Annotated in this window: 18 protein-coding genes; 8 read left to right on the plus strand and 10 right to left on the minus strand. The window is 61.8% G+C overall.

Annotation, left to right across the window (positions count from 1 at the left end; translation table 11 throughout):
• The first annotated feature begins 142 nt into the window (after positions 1–142).
• Positions 143–514 (plus strand): helix-turn-helix transcriptional regulator, encoded by a 372-nt coding sequence (locus tag G7020_RS20835; protein ID WP_256663218.1) that lies wholly within the window; start codon positions 143–145, stop codon positions 512–514.
• Between the two features lie 14 nt (positions 515–528).
• Here G7020_RS20835 and G7020_RS20840 read toward each other — a convergent pair whose 3' ends face one another.
• From G7020_RS20840 to G7020_RS20870, 7 genes are all read right to left on the minus strand, one after another.
• The gene (locus G7020_RS20840) at positions 529–1,053 is read right to left on the minus strand and encodes a helix-turn-helix transcriptional regulator (protein WP_009616200.1); all 525 of its coding nucleotides are present in this window, start codon (positions 1,051–1,053) and stop codon (positions 529–531) included.
• Between the two features lie 4 nt (positions 1,054–1,057).
• Entirely contained in the window at positions 1,058–1,333 is a 276-nt protein-coding gene (locus G7020_RS20845) for a hypothetical protein (protein ID WP_009616198.1), read from the minus strand.
• Between the two features lie 60 nt (positions 1,334–1,393).
• A complete protein-coding gene (locus G7020_RS20850; protein WP_009616197.1) occupies positions 1,394–2,650 on the minus strand; it encodes a tyrosine-type recombinase/integrase in 1,257 nt (418 codons plus the stop codon).
• Between the two features lie 300 nt (positions 2,651–2,950).
• A complete protein-coding gene (gene guaA / locus G7020_RS20855) occupies positions 2,951–4,531 on the minus strand; it encodes a glutamine-hydrolyzing GMP synthase (RefSeq protein WP_181086896.1) in 1,581 nt (526 codons plus the stop codon).
• Positions 4,532–4,635: 104 nt separating this feature from the next.
• Positions 4,636–6,105 carry an IMP dehydrogenase gene (gene guaB / locus G7020_RS20860; protein ID WP_181086897.1) on the minus strand — a complete coding sequence of 490 codons (1,470 nt, stop codon included), beginning with the start codon at positions 6,103–6,105 and terminating at the stop codon, positions 4,636–4,638.
• Between the two features lie 81 nt (positions 6,106–6,186).
• Positions 6,187–6,735, minus strand: a complete 549-nt coding sequence (locus G7020_RS20865) for a sugar ABC transporter ATPase (protein ID WP_181086898.1) — start codon at positions 6,733–6,735, stop codon at positions 6,187–6,189.
• A gap of 71 nt (positions 6,736–6,806) precedes the next feature.
• Complete coding sequence (locus tag G7020_RS20870) at positions 6,807–7,265, minus strand: multidrug/biocide efflux PACE transporter (RefSeq protein WP_181086899.1); 459 nt, start codon at positions 7,263–7,265, stop codon at positions 6,807–6,809.
• Between the two features lie 33 nt (positions 7,266–7,298).
• Here G7020_RS20870 and G7020_RS20875 point away from each other — a divergent pair, with 33 nt between their 5' ends.
• A complete protein-coding gene (locus G7020_RS20875; RefSeq protein ID WP_423835681.1) occupies positions 7,299–8,231 on the plus strand; it encodes a LysR family transcriptional regulator in 933 nt (310 codons plus the stop codon).
• A 100-nt stretch (positions 8,232–8,331) separates the two neighbouring features.
• On the opposite strand, the gene G7020_RS20880 is transcribed toward G7020_RS20875, so the two are convergent.
• Complete coding sequence (locus G7020_RS20880) at positions 8,332–9,318, minus strand: diaminopimelate dehydrogenase (RefSeq protein ID WP_181086901.1); 987 nt, start codon at positions 9,316–9,318, stop codon at positions 8,332–8,334.
• A 154-nt stretch (positions 9,319–9,472) separates the two neighbouring features.
• On the opposite strand from G7020_RS20880, the gene xseA reads away from it, so the two are divergent.
• The 4 genes from xseA (at position 9,473) to G7020_RS20900 (ending at position 13,741) form a co-directional block, all read left to right on the plus strand.
• Positions 9,473–10,849: an exodeoxyribonuclease VII large subunit gene (xseA, locus tag G7020_RS20885; protein WP_181086916.1), complete on the plus strand. Its 1,377-nt coding sequence runs from the start codon at positions 9,473–9,475 to the stop codon at positions 10,847–10,849.
• 118 nt (positions 10,850–10,967) lie between these two features.
• Positions 10,968–11,792: a peptidoglycan DD-metalloendopeptidase family protein gene (locus G7020_RS20890; RefSeq protein WP_181086902.1), complete on the plus strand. Its 825-nt coding sequence runs from the start codon at positions 10,968–10,970 to the stop codon at positions 11,790–11,792.
• Positions 11,793–11,810: 18 nt separating this feature from the next.
• The gene (locus tag G7020_RS20895) at positions 11,811–12,353 is read left to right on the plus strand and encodes a hydrolase (RefSeq protein WP_181086903.1); all 543 of its coding nucleotides are present in this window, start codon (positions 11,811–11,813) and stop codon (positions 12,351–12,353) included.
• Between the two features lie 104 nt (positions 12,354–12,457).
• Positions 12,458–13,741, plus strand: coding sequence for a mechanosensitive ion channel family protein (locus G7020_RS20900; protein ID WP_181086904.1), 1,284 nt, complete (start codon positions 12,458–12,460; stop codon positions 13,739–13,741).
• Positions 13,742–13,914: 173 nt separating this feature from the next.
• Here the strand turns inward: G7020_RS20900 and G7020_RS20905 are convergent, their stop codons facing one another.
• Together G7020_RS20905 and G7020_RS20910 are read right to left on the minus strand one after the other, a co-directional pair.
• On the minus strand, positions 13,915–16,023 hold the full coding sequence (locus G7020_RS20905) for a TonB-dependent copper receptor (RefSeq protein ID WP_181086905.1): 2,109 nt from the start codon (positions 16,021–16,023) through the stop codon (positions 13,915–13,917).
• 54 nt (positions 16,024–16,077) lie between these two features.
• On the minus strand, positions 16,078–16,452 hold the full coding sequence (locus G7020_RS20910; RefSeq protein ID WP_181086917.1) for a DUF2946 domain-containing protein: 375 nt from the start codon (positions 16,450–16,452) through the stop codon (positions 16,078–16,080).
• Positions 16,453–16,774: 322 nt separating this feature from the next.
• Between G7020_RS20910 and leuA the strand changes: the two genes are divergently transcribed.
• Positions 16,775–18,445: a 2-isopropylmalate synthase gene (gene leuA / locus G7020_RS20915; protein WP_181086906.1), complete on the plus strand. Its 1,671-nt coding sequence runs from the start codon at positions 16,775–16,777 to the stop codon at positions 18,443–18,445.
• A 338-nt stretch (positions 18,446–18,783) separates the two neighbouring features.
• A complete protein-coding gene (locus tag G7020_RS20920; protein ID WP_181086907.1) occupies positions 18,784–20,190 on the plus strand; it encodes a tyrosine-type recombinase/integrase in 1,407 nt (468 codons plus the stop codon).
• Positions 20,191–20,456 lie beyond the last annotated feature (266 nt).

A 20,456-nucleotide genomic window follows, 5' to 3' on the forward strand; every position in this document is an offset into this window, starting at 1 on the left:
AATGCCACCCCTGCGTCGCTGCGCTCCGACTGCCCGGCCGGATGGCCGTGGAACAGGTGGCCAGATGGCCCTGGAATGCCTGGCCAGATGAGAGCGGACTGGGTGGCCGGATGGCGTGGAATCCGCACCCATGGAGTCCGAGATGGAACATCTATCGCCTCCGCCCGGCGCGTCAATCTCCGAGACCGGCCAGTCTCTTCCGATGCCTGACACGGAAGCCTACGAGGCACTGCCGCAGTTTCCGAAGCGAAGCCCCCTGCCCTTCCGGCGCACCATTCGGCGACAAGAGCTGAGGCAGATCATCCCGCTATCTGAGACGACCATCTACGAGATGGAGCGTCGTGGCGAGTTCCCTCGACGCTTTAACCTGACACCACGTTGCGTGGTGTGGGACTTGGCCGAGGTGGAAGCATGGATTGAGGAGCGCAAGCAGGCGCCTCGCAGAGACATCAGCGGCCCGGATGTCCGCCTACGGAAAACCCGCCCGGTTCGGGCGGGTTCGGATCAAGCATGAGGCCTATGATTGCCTTAGCCGACCAGAGCCCCCAGCTCCTCAGAAGTCGAGCGGGGTAGACGCCGACTTTCCTTGGCCAGATTGACCTGCAAGGCCACTCGCGCCACTTCCAGTACATCTCTGGCCAGCGAATAGCTGCCCCTGGCCTGCAACCAGGTCAGCACATCCGCCAGGTGCCAGATCGACGCACTGCCCTCGTGCACAGGTGCCGGGAAGCTGCCCGGGTTGGCCAGCATCAGCTTGCGCATGTTCTGTCGCGATACCCCGACCATTTCGGCCACGTCGGTCAGGCCGACCAGATCAGGGGCGACCTCGATCAGCCTGGCCGAGGGCACTGCACTGCGCACATCGGCCAGTGCACTGCGCACAGCCGCATCTGCGTTCTCCGCCTCGCGAATGAACTCCAGCGCCAGCCGCCCCGGCTGACCGATGCCAACCAGGGCATCGTCGCAACCAGCTTCGCCAAGGCGTTCGACCAGCACATCCGGGTTCCGGTCATCATCGGCGAGTTGGTATTTCAGAGTGAAGGTGTATTCCATCGTGCTACTCCTCTGCGCCGTCGGCAGCCTCTTGCGGCTTACGGTGCGTGGTGCAGTTGTCCACGACGCGTCGCAAGGCGCGTGCGTGGTTACCAGGGGTCTTCGGCGTGCTCCACACGCTGGTGATGCAGAACTCGCCGCAACGACACTCCTCGTCGTTGTAGGGACAGTAGATCCGTCCCCAGGCGTGACTGCCGCCAACTTCGATGCGCCACCCCTGCCCTTCGGCATGCTTGAGCGCTTCTTCGACCTCTTTCTTCGGATGTGAGGGACGGGCCATTAATGATCTCCAGTATTCCCATGACTCGACAGGTTGTCAACCGACAACCTGTCCATTCCTCTAAACGGCGGCACTCAACACCGGCACGGTCACATTGTCGGGCAGCAGCTTCGGCACATGAGTCCGACCATCGACCCAGGCATCAACCATATCGGCCCACTCTTGCAGCATGTGGCGGCGCTGCTCAGCGTACTCGGCCTTGTTGTAGACCGAGCGCGAGGAACGCCCGTCCTCATGCGCCAAGCACTTCTCGATCCAGTCACCATTGAAGCCCACTTCGTTGAGGAGCGTGGAGCCAGTCCTGCGCAGGTCGTGAACCGTGAACGGCTCCAACGGCAGCCCCGCTTCCTTAGCACGTGACGCAATGAGTTGGGTGATCCGGTTCAAGGTGGCGTGTGACATGCAGCGGTGGATGTCATAGCGCGAGGGCAGCACGAACCTCGAGCCAGCAGCACAAGTGTGCAGCGCCACGAAGATGTCCAGAGCCTGGCGCGACAGGTAGACCACATGGGGATTACGTCCCTTCATCCGCTGTTTGGAGATCGTCCAGGTGGCGTTCTCAAAATCCACTTCATTCCAGGTCGCCTCAATCAGCTCGCTCTTTCGCACCAGGGTTAGAAGCACCAGGCGCAAGGCCAGCCGAATGGTGGGATATGCAGCAATCGACTCCAACTGGTGAAAAGCCAGGCGAATCTCGGTCGGGGTCAGCGCTCGATCCTTCGGCACGAAGGTAGCGATTGACGCAGCCTTCACATCGTCGGCCGGATTCTCGACCTTCTCGCCATGCAGGATCGCGAACGCAAAGACTTGCTTCACGATGTCGCGAATGTGGACGGCCGTGGCCGGCGCACCACGGCCCTTCACCTTGGCACAGAGCGCCCGCAGATCGTCAGGGGTGATTTCGGTCAGGAGCCGGTTCTCGAAGACCGGCAGGATGTCGCGGTCGATGATGCTTTTGCGCATGGACCGCGTGCTGTCAGCCATACGCGCATCAGCCAGCCAGCTTTTCAGCATGTCACCAAACGATTTGGCGGCTGTCAGACGCCGCTTGGCTCGCTGTTTTTCTAGGGAGGGGGATATGCCTTGGGCAACCATTCGCTTGGCATCTAGAAGCTTCTCGCGAGCCATGGCCAGCGAAATTCCCGCTGGGCCATACCGCCCGATGGTCAGCGTTTCCCGGCGCCCATTGAGACGGTAATCGTAGCGAAAGGTGACGGTACCGCCGGGCGATACCGTCACGTACATGCCATCGCGGTCGGAAGCCTTATAGGGCTTGGCTTTGGGCTTGAGATTGCGCAGCGCGGTGTCAGTAAGCATCGAGGTTTTTCCTCCTGTTCATGACGGCTTTTACCGTCAAGGGTCAGGAGACCTGCTGATGCCGGGAAAGCCGCATGGCGCAAGCTTTCCCAAGGAGAGATTTACCGTCAAAGACCGGTTTGGTCTCGATAGTAAACGGGAGGGTCTTAATCCGACCTCCGGTTCCTACCGTCACCCTTACCGCCAGTGCGTTCTGCTGCCCGGCGATAGCCACCGATAGATGCCGTGACGTATTTTCTTCTAAATCAACACGTTACAGCATCTTATCGATAGGTAGCGATACCCCCGAAAGACCTGATTTCACTCCCACTCGATCGTCGCCGGCGGCTTGCTCGACACGTCGTAGGTGACGCGGGAGATGCCTTCGATTTCGTTGATGATGCGGTTGGAGACCTTCTCCAGCAGCGCATAGGGCAGGTGCGCCCAGCGGGCGGTCATGAAGTCGATGGTTTCCACCGCGCGCAGGGCGACGACCCAGGCGTAGCGGCGGCCATCGCCGACCACACCCACGGACTTGACCGGCTGGAACACCACGAAGGCCTGACTGGTCTTGTGGTACCAGTCGAAGTTGCGCAGCTCTTCGATGAAGATGTGGTCGGCGCGGCGCAGCAGGTCGGCGTATTCCTTCTTCACTTCGCCGAGGATGCGCACGCCCAGACCCGGACCGGGGAAAGGATGACGGTAGACCATGTCGTAAGGCAGGCCGAGTTCGAGACCGATCTTGCGCACTTCGTCCTTGAACAGTTCGCGCAGCGGCTCGACCAGCTTGAGGTTCATCTCTTCCGGCAAGCCACCGACGTTGTGGTGCGACTTGATCACGTGGGCCTTGCCGCTCTTGGCGCCGGCGGATTCGATCACGTCCGGGTAGATGGTGCCCTGGGCGAGGAACTGGATGTTGTCGAGCTTGCTGGCCTGGGCATCGAAGACGTCGATGAAGGTGCGGCCGATGATCTTGCGCTTCTTCTCCGGGTCGGCTTCGCCGGCAAGGTTCTCGAGGAACTGCGCTTCGGCGTCGGCGCGGATCACCTTGACGCCCATGTTCTCGGCGAACATCGCCATCACCTGGTCGCCTTCGTGCAGGCGCAGCAGGCCGTTGTCGACGAAGACGCAGGTCAGCTGGTCGCCGATGGCCTTGTGCAGCAGAGCGGCAACCACCGAGGAATCGACGCCGCCGGACAGGCCCAGCAGCACGTTGGCATCACCGACCTGGGTGCGGACCTGCTCGATCAGGTCATCGACGATGTTGGAGGGCGTCCACAGCGCTTCGCAGCCACAGATTTCCAGCAGGAAGCGCGAGAGGATGCGCCCGCCCTGGCGGGTGTGAGTCACTTCGGGATGGAACTGCACGCCGTAGTAGCCGCGCGTGTCGTCGCCCATGGCGGCAATCGGACAGCTCGGGGTGCTGGCCAGAATACGGAAGCCTTCCGGCAGGTCGGTGACCTTGTCGCCGTGGCTCATCCAGACGTCGAGGGCGAACATGCCATCGTCGTCCATGTGATCCTCGATGCCGTCGAACAGCTTGGACTTGCCGACCAGATCGACACGGGCATAGCCGAATTCGCGCTCATCGGAACCCTGCACCCTGCCGCCAAGCTGCTCGGACAGGGTCTGCATGCCGTAGCAGATGCCGAACAGCGGCACGTTCAGATCGAACACCGCCTGCGGCGCGCGCGGACTGCCTTCGGCATGCACGGATTCCGGGCCGCCGGCGAGGATGATCCCGCGTGGGTTGAATTCGCGGATGTCCTCATCGCTCATATCGAAGGGATGCAATTCGCAATACACGCCCAGCTCGCGCACGCGACGCGCGATCAGCTGGGTGTACTGGGAGCCGAAATCGAGGATCAGGATGCGATGGGCGTGAATGTCGGGATGGGCCATTTTTTCTTCACCTGGATTAAATGGCTGAAGGCTGGAGGCTGGAGGCTGAACGAAAAAGCGTACTCGTCCAGCCTCAAGCCTCCAGCCTCCAGCGAAAAGTTCGATTAACCGACGCGGTAGTTCGGCGCTTCCTTGGTGATCTGCACATCATGCACATGCGATTCAGCCATGCCGGCGCCGGTGATGCGCACGAACTGCGGCTGCGTACGCATGTCTTCGATGGTGGCGCTGCCGGTATAACCCATGGAAGCCCGCAGGCCGCCCATCAGCTGATGGATGATCGCCGCCAGTGTGCCCTTGTACGGTACGCGGCCTTCGATGCCTTCGGGCACCAGTTTTTCGGCACCGGCGGAAGAATCCTGGAAATAACGGTCCGAGGAACCCTGGGCCTGGGACATGGCGCCCAGCGAGCCCATGCCGCGATAGGCCTTGTAGGAACGGCCCTGGAACAGTTCGATCTCGCCCGGCGCCTCTTCGGTGCCGGCGAACATCGAGCCCATCATCACCGCATTGGCGCCAGCGACGATGGCCTTGGACAGGTCGCCGGAGAAACGGATACCACCGTCGGCGATCATCGGCACACCCGTGCCTTCCAGCGCTGCGGAAACATTGGCGATAGCGGAAATCTGCGGCACACCGACACCGGCAACGATACGGGTGGTGCAGATCGAGCCTGGGCCGATACCCACCTTGACGCCGTCGGCACCGGCTTCGACCAGCGCCAGGGCCGCTTCGCCGGTGGCGATATTGCCGCCGATCACCTGCAACTGCGGGAAGTTCTGCTTCACCCAGCGCACGCGGTCGAGCACGCCCTTGGAGTGGCCGTGGGCGGTGTCCACCACCACCACATCGACACCCGCAGCCGCCAGGGCCTCGACACGCTCGGCGGTATCGGCGCCAGTACCCACGGCAGCGCCGACGCGCAGGCGACCCTGCTCATCCTTGGAGGCCAGCGGGTAGGTCTTGGCCTTCTCGATATCGCGGAAGGTCACCAAACCGCGCAGATGGAAACTGTCGTCGACCACCAGCATCTTCTCGATGCGATGCTCGTAGAGCTTGGTCTTGATCTCTTCCAGGCCGGTGCCTTCCTTGACGGTGACCAGCTTGTCCTTGGGCGTCATGATCGCCGCCACGGAGTCGCCGGCATTCGGCGTGAAACGCAGATCACGACCGGTGACGATGCCGACTAGTTCCTTGCCGGAAATCACCGGAAAGCCGGAGAAGCCCAGTTCATGGGCCTTGCGCAGCAGCTCGCTGATCTTGGTTTCCGGCGTGACGGTGACCGGATCATGCACGATGGCCGTTTCATGGCGCTTGACCTTGCGCACTTCGGCAGCCTGCTGCTCGATGCTCATGTTCTTGTGAATGATGCCGATGCCGCCTTCCTGCGCCATGGCGATGGCCAGGCGAGCTTCGGTGACGGTATCCATGGCTGCGGAAACCAGGGGGATATTCAGCTCGATCCCACGGGTCAGGCGGGTTTTGAGACTGACATCCTTCGGCAGGACCTCGGAATATCCGGGGATCAGGAGAACATCATCGAATGTCAGGGCTTCTTGGCTGATACGCAGCATGGCGGGGGCTCCCCAGGCGGGAAAAAGGAAGCGCGGCATTATACCTGCCAGAGCGCCCGCACTCAACGCACATCCGCCGCTTCAGAGATCCACCCGGACCTGTGCGCAGGCGAAGCCCAGCCGTTCGGCGAACGCCTCGACGAAGGCCTCGCTCAGCCCTGCTTCGGCCCAGCCGTTGAAGATGAAGCCCAGGTTGGAAAAGCCGCAGGGCTGCAGGAACAGGAAGCCATTGATGTCATCTTCGAAGCCGCATTCCGGGCAGGTGAATACATCGGTCTCCCCTGGCCACCAGGCTTCCAGGCTGTCGAACAGCGGCACGCCCACTTCCTGGCGGCAATCGGGGCAGCCCGCTTCTCCGAGAAAGTCGCGCGTCGGCATATAGATGCAGCGCTGGGTGACAATCTCCAGGCCGTTATGCGCCTGGCCATACGGCAAACGCTCCGGATGCTGCGCGATGCGCCGGGCTCCCGGCCCGATGGCATAGGCCATGCCATCGCCGCCCTGACCGCACGTGGTCGGCAGTTCCTCGACGATCTCGCTCCTGACCAGCCAGCGCAACAGGGCCCGCGCCTTCGCCTCATGCGCAGGCAGGCTGGATATCCGGGGGACGAGGATCAGTTGCGCAGTCATGACGATACGGGGCGATGGCCAAAGGGAGGCGGCAGCTTAGGCCCTGTGCCAGGCAAATCAAGCCCGGGCGCTCAAAGCGTTTGCGAAACCGACCGGCTGCCACCCTGCCCTGTCCAGCGCGCCCGCAGCACATCATAGATCCAGTTGAAAGCCATGGTGTAGGGCAGGAAAAACAGGATCAGGCCGATATCCAACACCAGTGCCTCAAGCAGACTAATCGACAACCACCAAGCAGCCAGAGGTACCAGAACCACAATCAGGCCCAGCTCGAACAGCGATGCATGAACCAATCGCGCCCACAAACCTCGGTGAAAGCCCAAGCGACGCTGCGCCCCGTCGAACCAATAGTTGAACAGCATGTTCCAGAGCATGGCGACGGTGGAGAACATCAGGGTCAGAGCCCCCAGGTGCGCCAGCGGCTTATCCATCAGCAAGGCCAGAGCCGGCGCACAGATGGCCACCGCGATGAGCTCGAAGGCTAGCGCATGGCCGATGCGTTCGCGCAGAGAACGCTGCAGTGGCTGGGTCATGAAGAGGCACCTCTCGAATAGCGACAAGGCGCTATGATCATCGGTAAAGCGGTTATCAAAAAATCAGCTGCCATCGGAAAAAGCGATATGAATCATTCCCCCGAATCACTTCAGGCCTTTGCCCTTGCCGCCAGCTGCGGCTCGCTGAGTGCCGCCGCCCGACGCCTGGGCAAGAGCCAGTCAACGGTCAGCGGAGCTGTTGCACGCCTGGAGCTCGACTTAGGCGTCCAGCTATTCGAACGCGGTCCCCGCCAGCTGATTTTGAGCGAAGCCGGTGCCAATCTACTGATTTATGCCAAGGAGGTACTGGCTGCCAGCGACCGCCTGACGCGCCACGCCGCACGCATGGCCAGCGGCCAGGAGACACGACTGACATTGGCGCTGTCCGACGCCTACCAGCCCAAACAATATGAAGCGCGTCTGCTGGAACTGGATCAGCGCTTCCCTGACCTGCAGTTCGAATGCCTGCTCGCCGAGCACACCGACGTACTCGACCTGGTTTGCCAGGGGCGCGCTCATCTCGGTCTGCTGGCAGCCCAGCCAACCTATTCAGGGGATATCGCCTATGCCCGCGTCCCGGCCAGCGCCGAGTTTGGCCTGTTCGTCGCGCGTTCCCATCCGCTGGCAGCGCTACAGACCGTGGCTATCGAGGACTTGGCGCGCTGGCGAGCCTTGCGACTGAGCAGCGTGACCACCAGCGATACACCCTCGGATGAGCTGTTCGTCAGCGGCGCCCGCTGTTGGACAGCACCCGACTACCTGTTACTGCTGGAAATGGCAGTGCTTGGTTTCGGCTGGGCAGCCCTTCCGCGCCAATTGGTCACATGGTACGACTCCGGGCAGTTGCAGGAGCTGCAATTGCCCGGTTGGCCCAAACACGTCCCGGTTGATGTGGTCTGGTCACGCCAGCACGAACTGCGCCCGGTTGCCGCCTGGCTGCTCGACCGCCTGCTCGAAAGCGTCTGACTGGCAATTGCGCACGCTGCCAATCCGGCTCATCAAGACGACCCTCTCCAGTCGACTCGCCCCCCGGAGAAATTGTCGAGCGGGCCGGAGCGGCAGCCGGTTACAGCAGTTCTTCGCGCAGCTGCTCGGCGGATTTGATCGACAGCAGCCCCGGTGCCACATCGAAGGCCGTCTTCGCGCCGATCTGGCCCTGCTGGTTCAGCCGGTACGCCGCACGCGCATAGGCCACCAGTACGCTGGCGGTGAATTCGGGGTTGCTCTCCAGCTGCAGCGAGTACTCGATGACCTGGGCATGCGCATCGCTGGTGTTGCCGCTGCGAATCACGAAGCCGCCATGCGGCATGCGCTGGTGATCCCGACGCAGTTGCTCCTCGCTGATGAAGTTGACGCTGGTGTCGTAGTCGGCAAAGTAGTTCGGCATGCTGACGATGGCCTGCTCCACGGCAGCGGCATCGGCGCCTTCGGCCAGCACCACGAAACATTCGCGCGTGTGCTTTTCCCGTGTACTCAGCTCGGGGCGCGCGCCGCTGCGCACGCGGTCGATGGCCACCGGCGAAGGCAGTGTGTACTGCACGCCGGCCTTGACGCCCGGCACCCGGCGCACGGCATCGGAATGCCCCTGGCTCAGCCCCTTGCCCCAGAAGGTGTAGGTCACGCCATCGGGCAGCAACGCTTCGCCGTAGAGGCGATTGATGGAGAACATGCCGGGATCCCAGCCAATGGAGATCAGTGCCGTCTTGCCATTGGCCCGCGCAGGCTCGTCCACCGCCGCGAAGTATTCGGGAATCCGCGCGTGGGTATCGAAGCTGTCGACGGTATTGAACATCGCCGCCAGCTGCGGACCTTGCACGGGCAGGTCGTCCTTGGAGCCGCCGCAGAGGATCAGCACATCGATGGCTTCGCGATGTTCGTCCAGTGCATCCATGGCATACACCGGCGTGCCGGCGACAAGCGGCGTCAGCTCGCCCGGGGCACGACGGGTGAAGATGCCCACCAGCGTCATGTCCGGGTTCTTGCCGATGGCGGCTTCGACGCCTCGTCCGAGGTTGCCGTAACCGGCGATGCCAATCCGAATCTGCTTGCTCATACACAGCTCCTTGCTGGTTCAATGACCGTTTGTGGCGGCATGGCCACACCGATGAAAGGTGCGAATGGTACGGGCTGCGCCAATTTGGTGCATCCCACTTGCGCAACGAAGGTTTTTGCCCCTGCTCGCCTATCAAGGCCTTATCATGCCGCCCATGCTCAAAGATCCCTTCCAGCGCCTCAATCTCGACCGCGAGGTCCTCAGCGTCAGCCAGCTCAATGGCCGTGCCCGGCTGTTGCTCGAAGACGTGTTCGCCCAGGTCTGGGTCGAGGGTGAGATTTCCAATCTTGCCCGCCCCGCCTCCGGCCACATCTATTTCACCCTCAAGGACAAGAACGCCCAGGTGCGCTGCGCGCTATTCCGGCAGAACGCCCTGCGGGTGCGCCAGGCGCTGCGCGACGGGCTGGCGGTCAAGGTGCGCGGCAAGGTTTCGCTGTTCGAGGGGCGCGGCGACTACCAGTTGATTCTCGACTCGCTGGAGCCGGCTGGCGATGGTGCCCTGCGTCTGGCCTTCGAGGCGTTGAAGGAAAAGCTCGCCGCCGAAGGCCTGTTCGACGCCGGCAGCAAACGCGGCCTGCCCGCCCATCCGCAGCGCATCGGTATCGTCAGTTCGCCAACCGGCGCGGTGATACGCGACATCATCTCGGTGTTCCGCCGTCGCGCACCGCATGTGGCGCTGACGCTGGTGCCTAGCGCCGTCCAGGGCCACGAGGCGACCGCGCAGATCGTGCGCGCCCTGGAGCTGGCCGACCGTGGCGGTTTCGATGCGCTGATCCTGGCGCGCGGCGGCGGTTCGCTGGAAGACCTCTGGTGCTTCAACGAAGAAGCCGTCGCCCGCGCCGTGGCCGCCTGCCAGACACCGATCATCAGCGCCGTCGGCCACGAAACCGACGTATCCATCGCCGATTTCGTCGCCGATGTGCGCGCACCCACACCTTCCGCCGCCGCCGAACTGCTGGCGCCCAGCAGCACGGATATCCGCCAGCGCCTGGAAAGTCTGCGTCAGCGCCTGCTGCTGCGCATGCGCGAACGCCTGCTGCGCGAAGGCGCGCGCCTCGATGGGCTGAGCCAGCGCCTGCGTCATCCCGGTGAGCGTCTGCAACAGCAGGCCCAGCGTATCGACGATCTGGAGCAGCGCCTGTTGCGCGGCATCGACCGTCGTCTCTGTGCGGGCCAGGAGCGTCTGGCCCGCCTCGACACCCGCCTGGGCGCACAGCATCCGGGCCGCGCGCTGGCCTTGCTGCGCCAGCGTCTGGAGCATCTGTCCCAACGCATGCCGCGTGCCATGCAGGAACGGCTGAACAGCCGTCGCCAGCAGTTATACGGCCTGGCGCAGACGCTCAATGTCGTCAGCCCGCTGGCCACCCTGTCCCGTGGCTACAGCATCCTTCTGGACGAACGTGGCCAGGCGATCCGCCGTGCCAGCCAGACACACCCCGGCCAGCGCCTCAAGGCCCGCCTCGGCGAAGGGGAACTGGAGGTGCGGGTCGAAGACAACCATCTGCAGCCGGTGACGCTGCCGCTGCTCTGAAAAAGCCTATGCGCCCATTACGTGGGCTGCATTCTGAAAGTCCGTAAGCGGCAGGCCGCCCCTTCCCCTCGCCTGGCGTTTACGCGAGGATGAGCCGTCCTTTCAAGCGGAACCGCTTATGCCACGCGTCATTGCCCTGCTGCTGTCACTTGCCTTTACCCTTCCCGGGCATGCCGAAGGCTTCCTTACTCGCCTGCTGAACAAGCCCGTGCCGGGCGGGGTGGCGGTGGTCGAACTGGGCAACGGCGCCACGCCACCGCAAGTGCGCTATCAGGACAAACCTGCGCTGGTGATCTGCGAGGACGGCCAGCGCTGGATCGCCATCCTCGGCATCCCGCTCACGGTGAAACCCGGCGAGCAGCAGGTGCAGATCGATGGCCGCCCGCAGAATTTCCGGGTCGAGAGCCGCGAGTATCGCGCGCAGCACATCACCCTGAAGAACCAGCGCCAGGTCAATCCGAATCCCGATGATCTCAAGCGTATCGAGCGCGAACTGGCCGAACAGACCGCGGCCTACCGCCAGTTCAGTCCCGGCCAGCCCAGCAATCTGCTGTTCGACAAGCCCGTCGACGGCCCGCTCTCCTCCCCTTTCGGTTTGCGCCGCTTCTTCAACGGCGAGGAACGCAACCCGCATTCGGGGCTGGATTTCGCCGCCAGAACCGGCACGCCGATCAAGGCGCCGGCGGCGGGCCGGGTGATCCTCACCGGCGACTATTTCTTCAACGGCAAAACGGTATTTCTTGACCATGGCCAGGGGCTGATCAGCATGTTCTGCCACCTGTCGGCCATCGACGTGAAGACCGGCGATCAACTGGGGCGCGGCGACATCCTCGGCAAGGTCGGCGCCACGGGCCGCGCCACCGGGCCGCACCTGCACTGGAACGTCAGCCTCAACGATGCCCGCGTCGATCCCTCGATATTCATCGGCGCATTCAAACACTGACCCACGAGGAAAACAGCCATGCGCATCAGAGCCACCCAATCCACACTGCTCATCGTCGATATCCAGGAACGCCTGCTGCCGGCCATTCTCGATGGCGCCAGCATGATCGAACATACCGCCTGGCTGCAGCAGATCGCCGGGCGTGTCGGCGTGCCGACGCTGATCACCGAGCAATACAGCAAGGGCCTGGGACCAACCGTCCCGCTCTTGCGCGAAGGTGTCGAGGCCAACGCGATCCTGGAAAAGATGGAGTTCTCCAGCGCCGCCGACGGCGAGCTGTTCAAGCGCCCCGGTGGCGAACGTCAACAATTCGTGATCTGCGGCTGCGAAACCCATGTCTGCGTCATGCAGACCGTGCTCGACCTGCTGGAGCGAGGCAAACAGGTGTTCGTCGTCGAGGAAGCGGTCAGTTCGCGCCGCGCCTCGGACAAGGCGCTGGCGTTGCAGCGCATGCGCCAGGCCGGTGCCGAGATCGTCTCGCGGGAGATGGTGGCCTTCGAATGGATGGAGCGCGCCGGTACCGATCTGTTCAGGAGCATCAGCCGCGAATTCATTCGCTGAGCCTGTCATTTGCTACCGCTCCGTTTGGGACTGCCTGGCGGATTTGTTAAGGTCCGCCCCCGTGCGGCACGTTCCGCCGCAACGAGAACCGAACGGAGTATCAAATGACTGACGAGTTTGCCGGCTGGCTGGACTGGCTCAGAGCCCACCCTGAACTGCAGACACTGGCCGCCTGCGCCGCGCTGATCTTTGCCGCCTGGCTGTCCAACTGGGTCGTCAAGCGCATCCTGGTGCGCGGCCTTTATCACCTGCTGCGCCATGCCCGCGATGCGCAGCTGCAGGATTTCGGCGTCATCAAGCGGCTGTCCAATATCGTCCCGGCGCTGGTGCTGTCGGTCGGCATCAATGCCGTGCCGGGGCTGCCGGAAGCTGTCGTGACGGTGGTAAAGAACGTCTGCGGCGGTTTTATCGTGCTGACCATCGCACTCGCCCTGGCGGCAGTGCTGGACATCGTCAACCTGCTCTACCAGCGCCGTTCGGATGCCCACCTGCACCCGATCAAGGGCTATCTGCAGGTGGTGAAGATCGTCCTCTACGCCATCGCCACCATCCTGATCATCGCCACCCTGATAGATCGCTCGCCGCTGATCCTGCTGTCCGGTCTCGGCGCCATGGCTGCGGTGCTCATGCTGATCTTCCAAGACACCCTGCTGTCGCTGGTGGCCAGTGTGCAGATCACCTCCAACGACCTGATTCGCGTCGGCGACTGGGTGGAAATGCCGCAACTCAATGCCGATGGCGATGTGATCGACATCGCCCTGCATACGGTCAAGATCCAGAACTGGGATAAGACCATCACCAGCATCCCGACCAAGCGCTTCATTTCCGACTCGTTCAAGAACTGGCGCGGGATGCAGGAAAGCGGCGGTCGCCGTATCAAGCGAGCCATCTACCTGGATCAGCAGAGCGTGCATTTCCTCGATGCCGAAGAACGCAAGCATCTGCATCGTTTCAGCCTGCTGGATGAATACCTGACGGACAAGCGCAAGGAAATCGACGCCTGGAACGAGAAGCTCGCCGAGCGCGGCCAGGAACCGGTCAACACCCGCCGCGTCACCAACATCGGCACTTTCAGGGCCTACGTGGAGCGCTACCTGCGTAGCCATTCCGGTATCCACCAGAACATGACTTTCATCGTGCGCCAGTTGGCCCCCACCGCAGACGGTCTGCCGCTGGAAATATACTGCTTCACCAACACAGTGGCCTGGGTGCAGTACGAAGCGATCCAGTCGGACATCTTCGATCACCTGCTGGCCATCCTCCCGGAGTTCGGCCTGCGCGTATTCCAGCACCCGAGCGGTGCCGATATGCGTGCCTGGTGCGATGTTCTGGATACACGCGGCGAACCTTCACTGCCACGGCTCGAACGAGAGCAGCAACCAGCCTGACAGTCGGGAAGTAATCGTAGGTTGGCGCTGAGGCACGAAGCACATGGGCGACCTCTGGCACTGCCCATTGCCTCATCCCTGATGCCAGCGCCGCGGGCTGCCCCTGCACCCCGCGCCTCAGCGCCAACCTACGTCCGGAGCGGGAATTGCTCCCGCCCCTTGCCACTGTTGAATCAGAAACTCATATCGACGCGAGCCCAGTACGTGCGGCCCGGTTGGTTGATGCGCTCATCGGCGGACAGGCCGATACCGGCGTTGCCGGCCTGGTTGAGGTGCTCGCTGTAGGCCTTGTCGAACAGATTGTCGATGCCGGTAGTGAGCTTGAAGTGCTGGTTCAGGCGATAGGCGCCATTGACCGAGAACACGCCGAAGCCGGAGCTTTCGTCGAAGTCCTTGCTGGTCACGTTGCCTTTGTTCTCGGCTACGCGATTCTGCGCCGCGACCACGCGCCAGAGGCCGGCAGCGCTCCAGTCGCCCTGCTCGTAGGTCAGGCCCAGACGTCCTTCCAGCGGTGGCATCTGCGGCAGCGCCTCGCCATCGGAGCTGTTCTTGCCCCAGGCATAAGCCAGGCTGGCATCGGTCTTCCAGTTGGGGGTCAGGCGATAGCTGGCGCCCAGCTCGCCGCCCATGATGCGTGCATCGATGTTGTCGGCGCTTGAGGAAGACATGCCCATCATGTTGGTCTGGTAGCTGAACAGGATGTAGTCACGCACCTGCCCGACATAAGCCGACGCCCAGGCCTCCAGCGGCCCCTGGCTGTACTGGAGACCGAAATCCAGCTGGGTGGTCTTTTCCGGTTGTACATTCGCGAAGGCGTTGGCACCGCCGGAAAACAGCTCCCAGTAGTCGGGGAAGCGCTGGGTGTGACCCAAGCCTACGTAGGCGGTTGCCGGTAGAGATTGCAGGTCATGCTCGTAGCGCAGGAAGCCGCTCGGCAGATTGTCGCTGCGGCTGTCGCCTGCCGACGGTCCGGTGCTGCGGTAATCCTTGGCTGTCACATGATCCAGGCGCGCGCCGCCGATCAGGCGGCTGTCATCGCCCAAATTGCGAGTCAGCTCGCCGAACAGGCCATAATTGTGAAAGTCGGCGTCCTTGTCCCAGGCGAAGCGGTCATGCTCGATGAGCGTGCCGGTCATCATATCGAACTGGGAATTGCGTTTGCGGTGCTCGTTACGTTGCGCATCCAGGCCGGTTACCAGCTCGTAATCATTCCACTGCCAAGTGGTGGCGAAGCGACCACCCAGGGTGCGCCGGTCGACGTTGCTGGCCATGGGATTGGCCATCATGCCCATGCCCGAGGGTGTGCGCAGGCTGTAATTGTCCATCACATGGTCGGCATAGTTGTAATAAACCCGCGCCTCGATCTTCTGCAGCACCTCGCCGATATTGTCCTGCTCGAAACGCAGGGCCACGCTCTCGCGCTCGAACTGACTACCATCCATCCCGCGCCCGGCATAACGCGCCTCGCCATCACCGCGACCGACCGTCAGCTCCAGAAGCGTGTCTTCGTTCGGCGTCCAGCCAAGCACCAGGTCGGTGCTCCACTTGTCCCAGCGCGAATGCACGTCGTCACCGTTGCCGTCCTGGTAGTCATCGGAATCAGAGCGGTTGGCGAGCAGGCGGATATACCCCTGCTCGCCACCGGCGGCGGCATCGATATTGCGATCGAAGCGACCGTTGGAGCCGACCAGGAAACTGGCATCGATGCGTCCGCCCAGTTCGCTGAAGCTCTCCGGGTCACGCTCGAACAGAATCGTCGCCGCCGAGTTGCCCGGCCCCCAGAGTACGGTCTGCGGCCCCTTGATCACCGTCAGCGAATCGTAGTTCTCCGGCGTGATGTAGGAACTGGGCGAGTCCATACGGCTCGGGCAGGCCCCCAGCATCTCGCCCCCATTGGTCAGCAGCTTCAGCCGCGAACCGAACATGCCGCGAAACACCGGATCGCTGTTGGAGCCACCGCCCCGCACGGCGGAAAAGCCCGGAATGGTCTGCAGGTAATCCCCAGCATCGCTGGCCGGTACGGGTTGGCGTGGAATTTTCGGGTTGGTGGCCACGGTCAGCGGCGATTGCTGGGCGACACCCGTAATGACCATGGGCGCCAACTCCATGGAGTCATGCTCGGCATGGTTGTGATGCGCGCCTTGCTCGGCGGCGATCGCACCGCTGGCCAGCAGCCCCAGCAGAGCCGCATGGGCGAACTGCCAACGCAGGCGCGATGGCTGGATAGAAAAGGTATCGGACAGGCGCACGCGCGCCTGGGAGCCACGAATGATACGGGACATAAGCATTTCCACTTCTAAAGGTGTTGTACAGCCGTGACAGCACGGCTTCGGACATCAGGCGTGGAAATACGGAGGTGCGCGTGCATGGCCACTGCTGCGGCGCAACGCGCGGATCAGCGGCTCGTCGGGCAGCGGCAGGAAATGCGCCGGCTCGTGCCGAGGCAGGGCCAGATCGAGGGAAAGGGTCAACGGCGGGTTGAGCGTCAGCAGCTCGCAATAACCGCACATCTCCAGTGCGCTCAGCCAGGCCGGTTCCTGGCCCGTGGACTGCCTGTGGTGGCCATGCGCGGAAGGAGAATGAGCATCATGGCCGGCATGCTGGTGATGCTCGCCCATCGGCATCGCAGCCGTCTGCGCCGCCTGTATCGCCGAGTACAACGGACCGACATGAATCATCAGCATGGCGAACAGGCCAAGCCAGATGCTCAATGTCGAAAGCCGTTTGTTCTGCACCACTAAATCCTTGCTTAACAATGACATGGGCTCTGCGCAAGCCGTGATCTGGATGATCGCATGAGCGGTTTGACGAAGCGACTGCGACATAGAGCCGCAAAAACCAAGGGCAATCAAGCGCACGAAACGAACAGATAACAAGCATAAAAATGCTTAGATCGACACTCCAAAGACAATTACTGCCAATTTTTAACGAACTATTGCACGAACACCCTCGCAAGCACTAAGTTCGCACCATAACCAACCGGCAAAACCGGTTTCGATTGCCGTCGCCACGAGCGAACTCCAAGGAAACACCATGACCATGCTCAAGAATCCGTCGAAGAAATATCGCGCTTTTGCCCAGATAGACATCCCCGACCGCACCTGGCCATCGAAGGTCATCACCCAGGCGCCGATCTGGCTCAGCTCCGATCTGCGTGACGGCAATCAGTCGCTGATCGAGCCGATGGACGCGGCGAAGAAGATGCGTTTCTTCAAGACGCTGGTCGCGGTGGGCCTCAAGGAAATCGAGGTGGGATTCCCCTCCGCTTCACAGACCGATTTCGACTTCGTGCGCGAGCTGATCGAGGGCGGCCACATCCCCGATGACGTCACCATCCAGGTGCTGACCCAGGCGCGCCAGGATCTGATCGAGCGCACCTTCGAGTCGCTCAAGGGTGCGAAGAAGGCCATCGTCCACTACTACAACGCCACCGCGCCGAGCTTCCGCCGCATCGTCTTCAATCAGGACAAGGCCGGCGTGGTGAACATCGCCGTGAGCGCAGCGCAGATCATCAAGCGCCTGGCCGCCGCCGCGCCTGAGACCGACTGGCGTTTCGAGTACTCGCCCGAGGTGTTCAGTTCCACCGAAACCGACTTTGCCGTCGAGGTGTGCAACGCGGTGATCGACGTATTCCAGCCGACGCCTGCGCAGAAGCTGATCCTCAATCTGCCGGCCACCATCGAGGCGGCCACACCGAACATCTACGCCGACCAGATCGAATGGTTCGGACGCCATATCAACAAGCGCGACAGCGTGTTGATCAGCCTGCACACTCACAACGACCGTGGCACCGGCGTAGCCGCCACCGAACTGGGCCTGATGGCCGGCGCCGATCGCGTCGAAGGCTGCCTGTTCGGCAACGGCGAACGCACCGGCAACGTCGACCTGGTGACCGTGGCATTGAACCTGTACACCCAGGGCGTCGATCCGCAGCTGGACTTTTCCGACATCGACGCCGTGCGCAAGGTGGTCGAGGAATGCAATCAGTTGCCGGTGCATCCACGCCACCCTTATGTTGGCGATCTGGTGCATACCGCCTTCTCCGGCTCGCACCAGGACGCCATCCGCAAGGGCTTCGCCCAGCAAGACCCGAACGGCGTCTGGGAAGTGCCCTACCTGCCCATCGATCCAGCCGACATCGGTCGCAGCTACGAAGCGGTAATCCGCGTCAACAGCCAGTCGGGCAAGGGCGGCATCACCTTCCTGCTTGAGCAGGAATACGGCATCAGCCTGCCCCGGCGCATGCAGATCGAATTCAGCCAAGTGGTACAGAAGGAAACTGATCGCCTCGGCCTGGAAATGAGCGCCACGCAAATCTACGCCCTGCTCGAAGCCGAATACCTGCAAGCGGTCACGCCCTACGCGCTCAAGAACCATCGCCTGCAGGAAGAAAACGGCACCAGCGCACTGGACGTGGAAGTCACCCACGAAGGCAACAGCCTGCACCTGCGCGGCATCGGCAAAGGCCCGCTGGAGGCCCTGGTCTCCGCCCTGCCGGTCAAGCTGGAAATCATGGACTACCACGAACACGCCATCGGCGCCGGCAGCAACGCCAAGGCCGCGGCCTATATCGAAGTACGCCTGAACGGCGAGCGCCCGCTGCATGGCATCGGCATCGACGAAAACATCACCACCGCCAGCATCCGCGCCCTGTTCAGCGCCCTGAACCGAGCCATGCGTGAAGCCGAGGCAAAAGCGGCTTGATCGCCTGGTTGTGAAGACGAAAAAGGGGATGCTTTGGCATCCCCTTTTTCGTGGCAACTAAAAAATCCAAACATTCATCAGTGCTTTGAGCCTTTGGAGCTTTTGGGTTGGGAGGGAGCGAGTTGAATACCCTACCCCTTGCACCCCATGCGCTTATTAGCTGGAATCTCCGGGATGAACTGAGACAACCCTGGACAACTAAAACCCCTATGCTACGTGGCTTACAAGCTATTCTAGCGTCCCATGATGTCCAAGATAGTCCACCACTAGCCAAGCGATTCGGTGGGGTAAAAGTGGGGTAAAATTCTAGGCCAGTCGAATTAGGCAAGGGGTAGAGAGTGGCTAGGTTGACGGTAAAGCAGCTGGAAGCACTTACTTCTGCCGACGACGGCAGAATCCTTCGGGAGGACGGCGGGCTAGTGGCGAGGGTTCGCGCAGGTGTCCGTGGCGTAACAGTGCAGTTTCGCTATGAATTCAAACAAGACGGATTCAAACGCGATCAAAGTCTGGGCAGTTGGCCAAAGAAGTCTCTTGCTCAGATTCGTGCCGACCGTGATGAGGTTAAAGCGACAGCCGCCAAAGGCATCAATCCAACCGCTGCGCGCAAAGCTGCCAAGATTGAAGCTCAAGCTGCAGTTGCAGCGACCATTGCCGAAGCCGAGCGCCAAGCTGCCGAGAACAAGACGGTGGGCGACCTCTTCGACGAGTGGATACGCGACGGGGTCTCCCGCCAGGATGGCAATGGCGAGCTGATTCGCAGTTTCAAGAAGGACGTCCTGCCACTCATCGGCAGGAAGCCACTGCGCAACCTGACCGAGAAAGATCTGTTGGCCGTCCTGCGCTCAGTCAAAGCGCGCGGTCTCAACCGCACCGTGGTGATCCGCAGCAAGGACATCGGCCAGATGCTCCGCTGGGGAGAAAAGCGTAAGCCGTGGCGTTCCCTGATGGCTGACGGAAACCCCGCCGACCTTATAGACGTCAGCAAGCTGCTCGACCACGACTACGAGGAGCAGCGCGACCGCCTGCTATCACCCGACGATATTCGTGAGCTGCACGATATCCTCCAACGTCTGAAAACAAATTACGAAGCGCTTCCCGCTGGCCAGAAATATTCCGGTATCCGCCCGGTCAATTCACGAGTCCAATGTGCTTTGTGGATATGCCTGAGTACCCTCTGCCGTATCGGCGAACTGCTCAAAGCCGAGTGGCGCTACCTGAACTTGGAGAAAGGCACCTGGTTCATCCCCGCCGAAGCTACCAAAGGGCATAAAGGTAAACGCCAGGATCACCATGTATTCCTGTCAGCGTTCGCCATAAAGCAGTTCAAGCGCCTGAAGAAAGAAACCGGCAATACCCCGTTCTGCTTTCCCGGCAAAGACGGCCAAGGCCACGTCGACACCAAGACGGTCAGCAAGCTCATCGGAGACCGGCAGTGCCGCTTCAAGAACCGCAGCAAGCCCCTGGCTGGCCGACATCATGACGACTCGCTGGTACTGAGCAAGGGAGCCAAAGGAGAATGGACGCCACATGATCTGCGTCGCACCGGCGCAACCATGATGCAGGAACTGGGCGTGACGCTCGAAATCATCGACCGCTGCCAGAACCACCTGCTGGGTGGCTCGAAGGTACGTCGACATTACCTGCACCACGATTACGCCAAGGAAAAAACCGAGGCATGGCGGTTGCTGGGAGAGAAGCTGGAGTCGATTCTTGCTGAAGGCGCAGTAATTGCTGTCCAAGCTTAGTAGCCAGCTTCTTTTTGATGGCGGAAGGCTGTGCTGCCCCCGCCGAAACAATCAATCATTTCTCACTCAAACGCTCTTTCAATCGCTGCCAACTCAAAATCACCCAGACGATTCAGCATTTGCTCGTACAGCTCAACTGACGCCAGATAGGCCATAATGCGGTTCTGGCTGATCATAGCGACTGGCGCGCCTGCTGAGCGAGCCAGAAGATGGAATTTTCTTTAGTTCTGAAACGTTAGCAGCGAATCAGCTAACACACTGCATAT

The organism is Stutzerimonas stutzeri (assembly GCF_013522825.1).
In the GTDB taxonomy this organism is placed as follows: Bacteria; Pseudomonadota; Gammaproteobacteria; order Pseudomonadales; family Pseudomonadaceae; genus Stutzerimonas; species Stutzerimonas stutzeri_AK.

Excerpts from the sequence above, each read along its gene's own strand:
- G7020_RS20880 (WP_181086901.1), bottom strand. The coding sequence starts at position 9,318 with ATGAGCAAGCAGATTCGGATTGGCATCGCCGGTTACGGCAACCTCGGA.
- G7020_RS20870 (WP_181086899.1), bottom strand. The coding sequence starts at position 7,265 with ATGACCCAGCCACTGCAGCGTTCTCTGCGCGAACGCATCGGCCATGCG.
- leuA (WP_181086906.1), top strand. The coding sequence starts at position 16,775 with ATGACCATGCTCAAGAATCCGTCGAAGAAATATCGCGCTTTTGCCCAG.
- G7020_RS20890 (WP_181086902.1), top strand. The coding sequence starts at position 10,968 with ATGCCACGCGTCATTGCCCTGCTGCTGTCACTTGCCTTTACCCTTCCC.
- guaA (WP_181086896.1), bottom strand. The coding sequence starts at position 4,531 with ATGGCCCATCCCGACATTCACGCCCATCGCATCCTGATCCTCGATTTC.
- G7020_RS20840 (WP_009616200.1), bottom strand. The coding sequence starts at position 1,053 with ATGGAATACACCTTCACTCTGAAATACCAACTCGCCGATGATGACCGG.
- G7020_RS20845 (WP_009616198.1), bottom strand. The coding sequence starts at position 1,333 with ATGGCCCGTCCCTCACATCCGAAGAAAGAGGTCGAAGAAGCGCTCAAG.
- G7020_RS20900 (WP_181086904.1), top strand. The coding sequence starts at position 12,458 with ATGACTGACGAGTTTGCCGGCTGGCTGGACTGGCTCAGAGCCCACCCT.
- G7020_RS20895 (WP_181086903.1), top strand. The coding sequence starts at position 11,811 with ATGCGCATCAGAGCCACCCAATCCACACTGCTCATCGTCGATATCCAG.
- G7020_RS20850 (WP_009616197.1), bottom strand. The coding sequence starts at position 2,650 with ATGCTTACTGACACCGCGCTGCGCAATCTCAAGCCCAAAGCCAAGCCC.
- G7020_RS20865 (WP_181086898.1), bottom strand. The coding sequence starts at position 6,735 with ATGACTGCGCAACTGATCCTCGTCCCCCGGATATCCAGCCTGCCTGCG.
- G7020_RS20835 (WP_256663218.1), top strand. The coding sequence starts at position 143 with ATGGAACATCTATCGCCTCCGCCCGGCGCGTCAATCTCCGAGACCGGC.
- guaB (WP_181086897.1), bottom strand. The coding sequence starts at position 6,105 with ATGCTGCGTATCAGCCAAGAAGCCCTGACATTCGATGATGTTCTCCTG.
- G7020_RS20875 (WP_423835681.1), top strand. The coding sequence starts at position 7,299 with ATGATCATCGGTAAAGCGGTTATCAAAAAATCAGCTGCCATCGGAAAA.
- xseA (WP_181086916.1), top strand. The coding sequence starts at position 9,473 with ATGCTCAAAGATCCCTTCCAGCGCCTCAATCTCGACCGCGAGGTCCTC.
- G7020_RS20905 (WP_181086905.1), bottom strand. The coding sequence starts at position 16,023 with ATGTCCCGTATCATTCGTGGCTCCCAGGCGCGCGTGCGCCTGTCCGAT.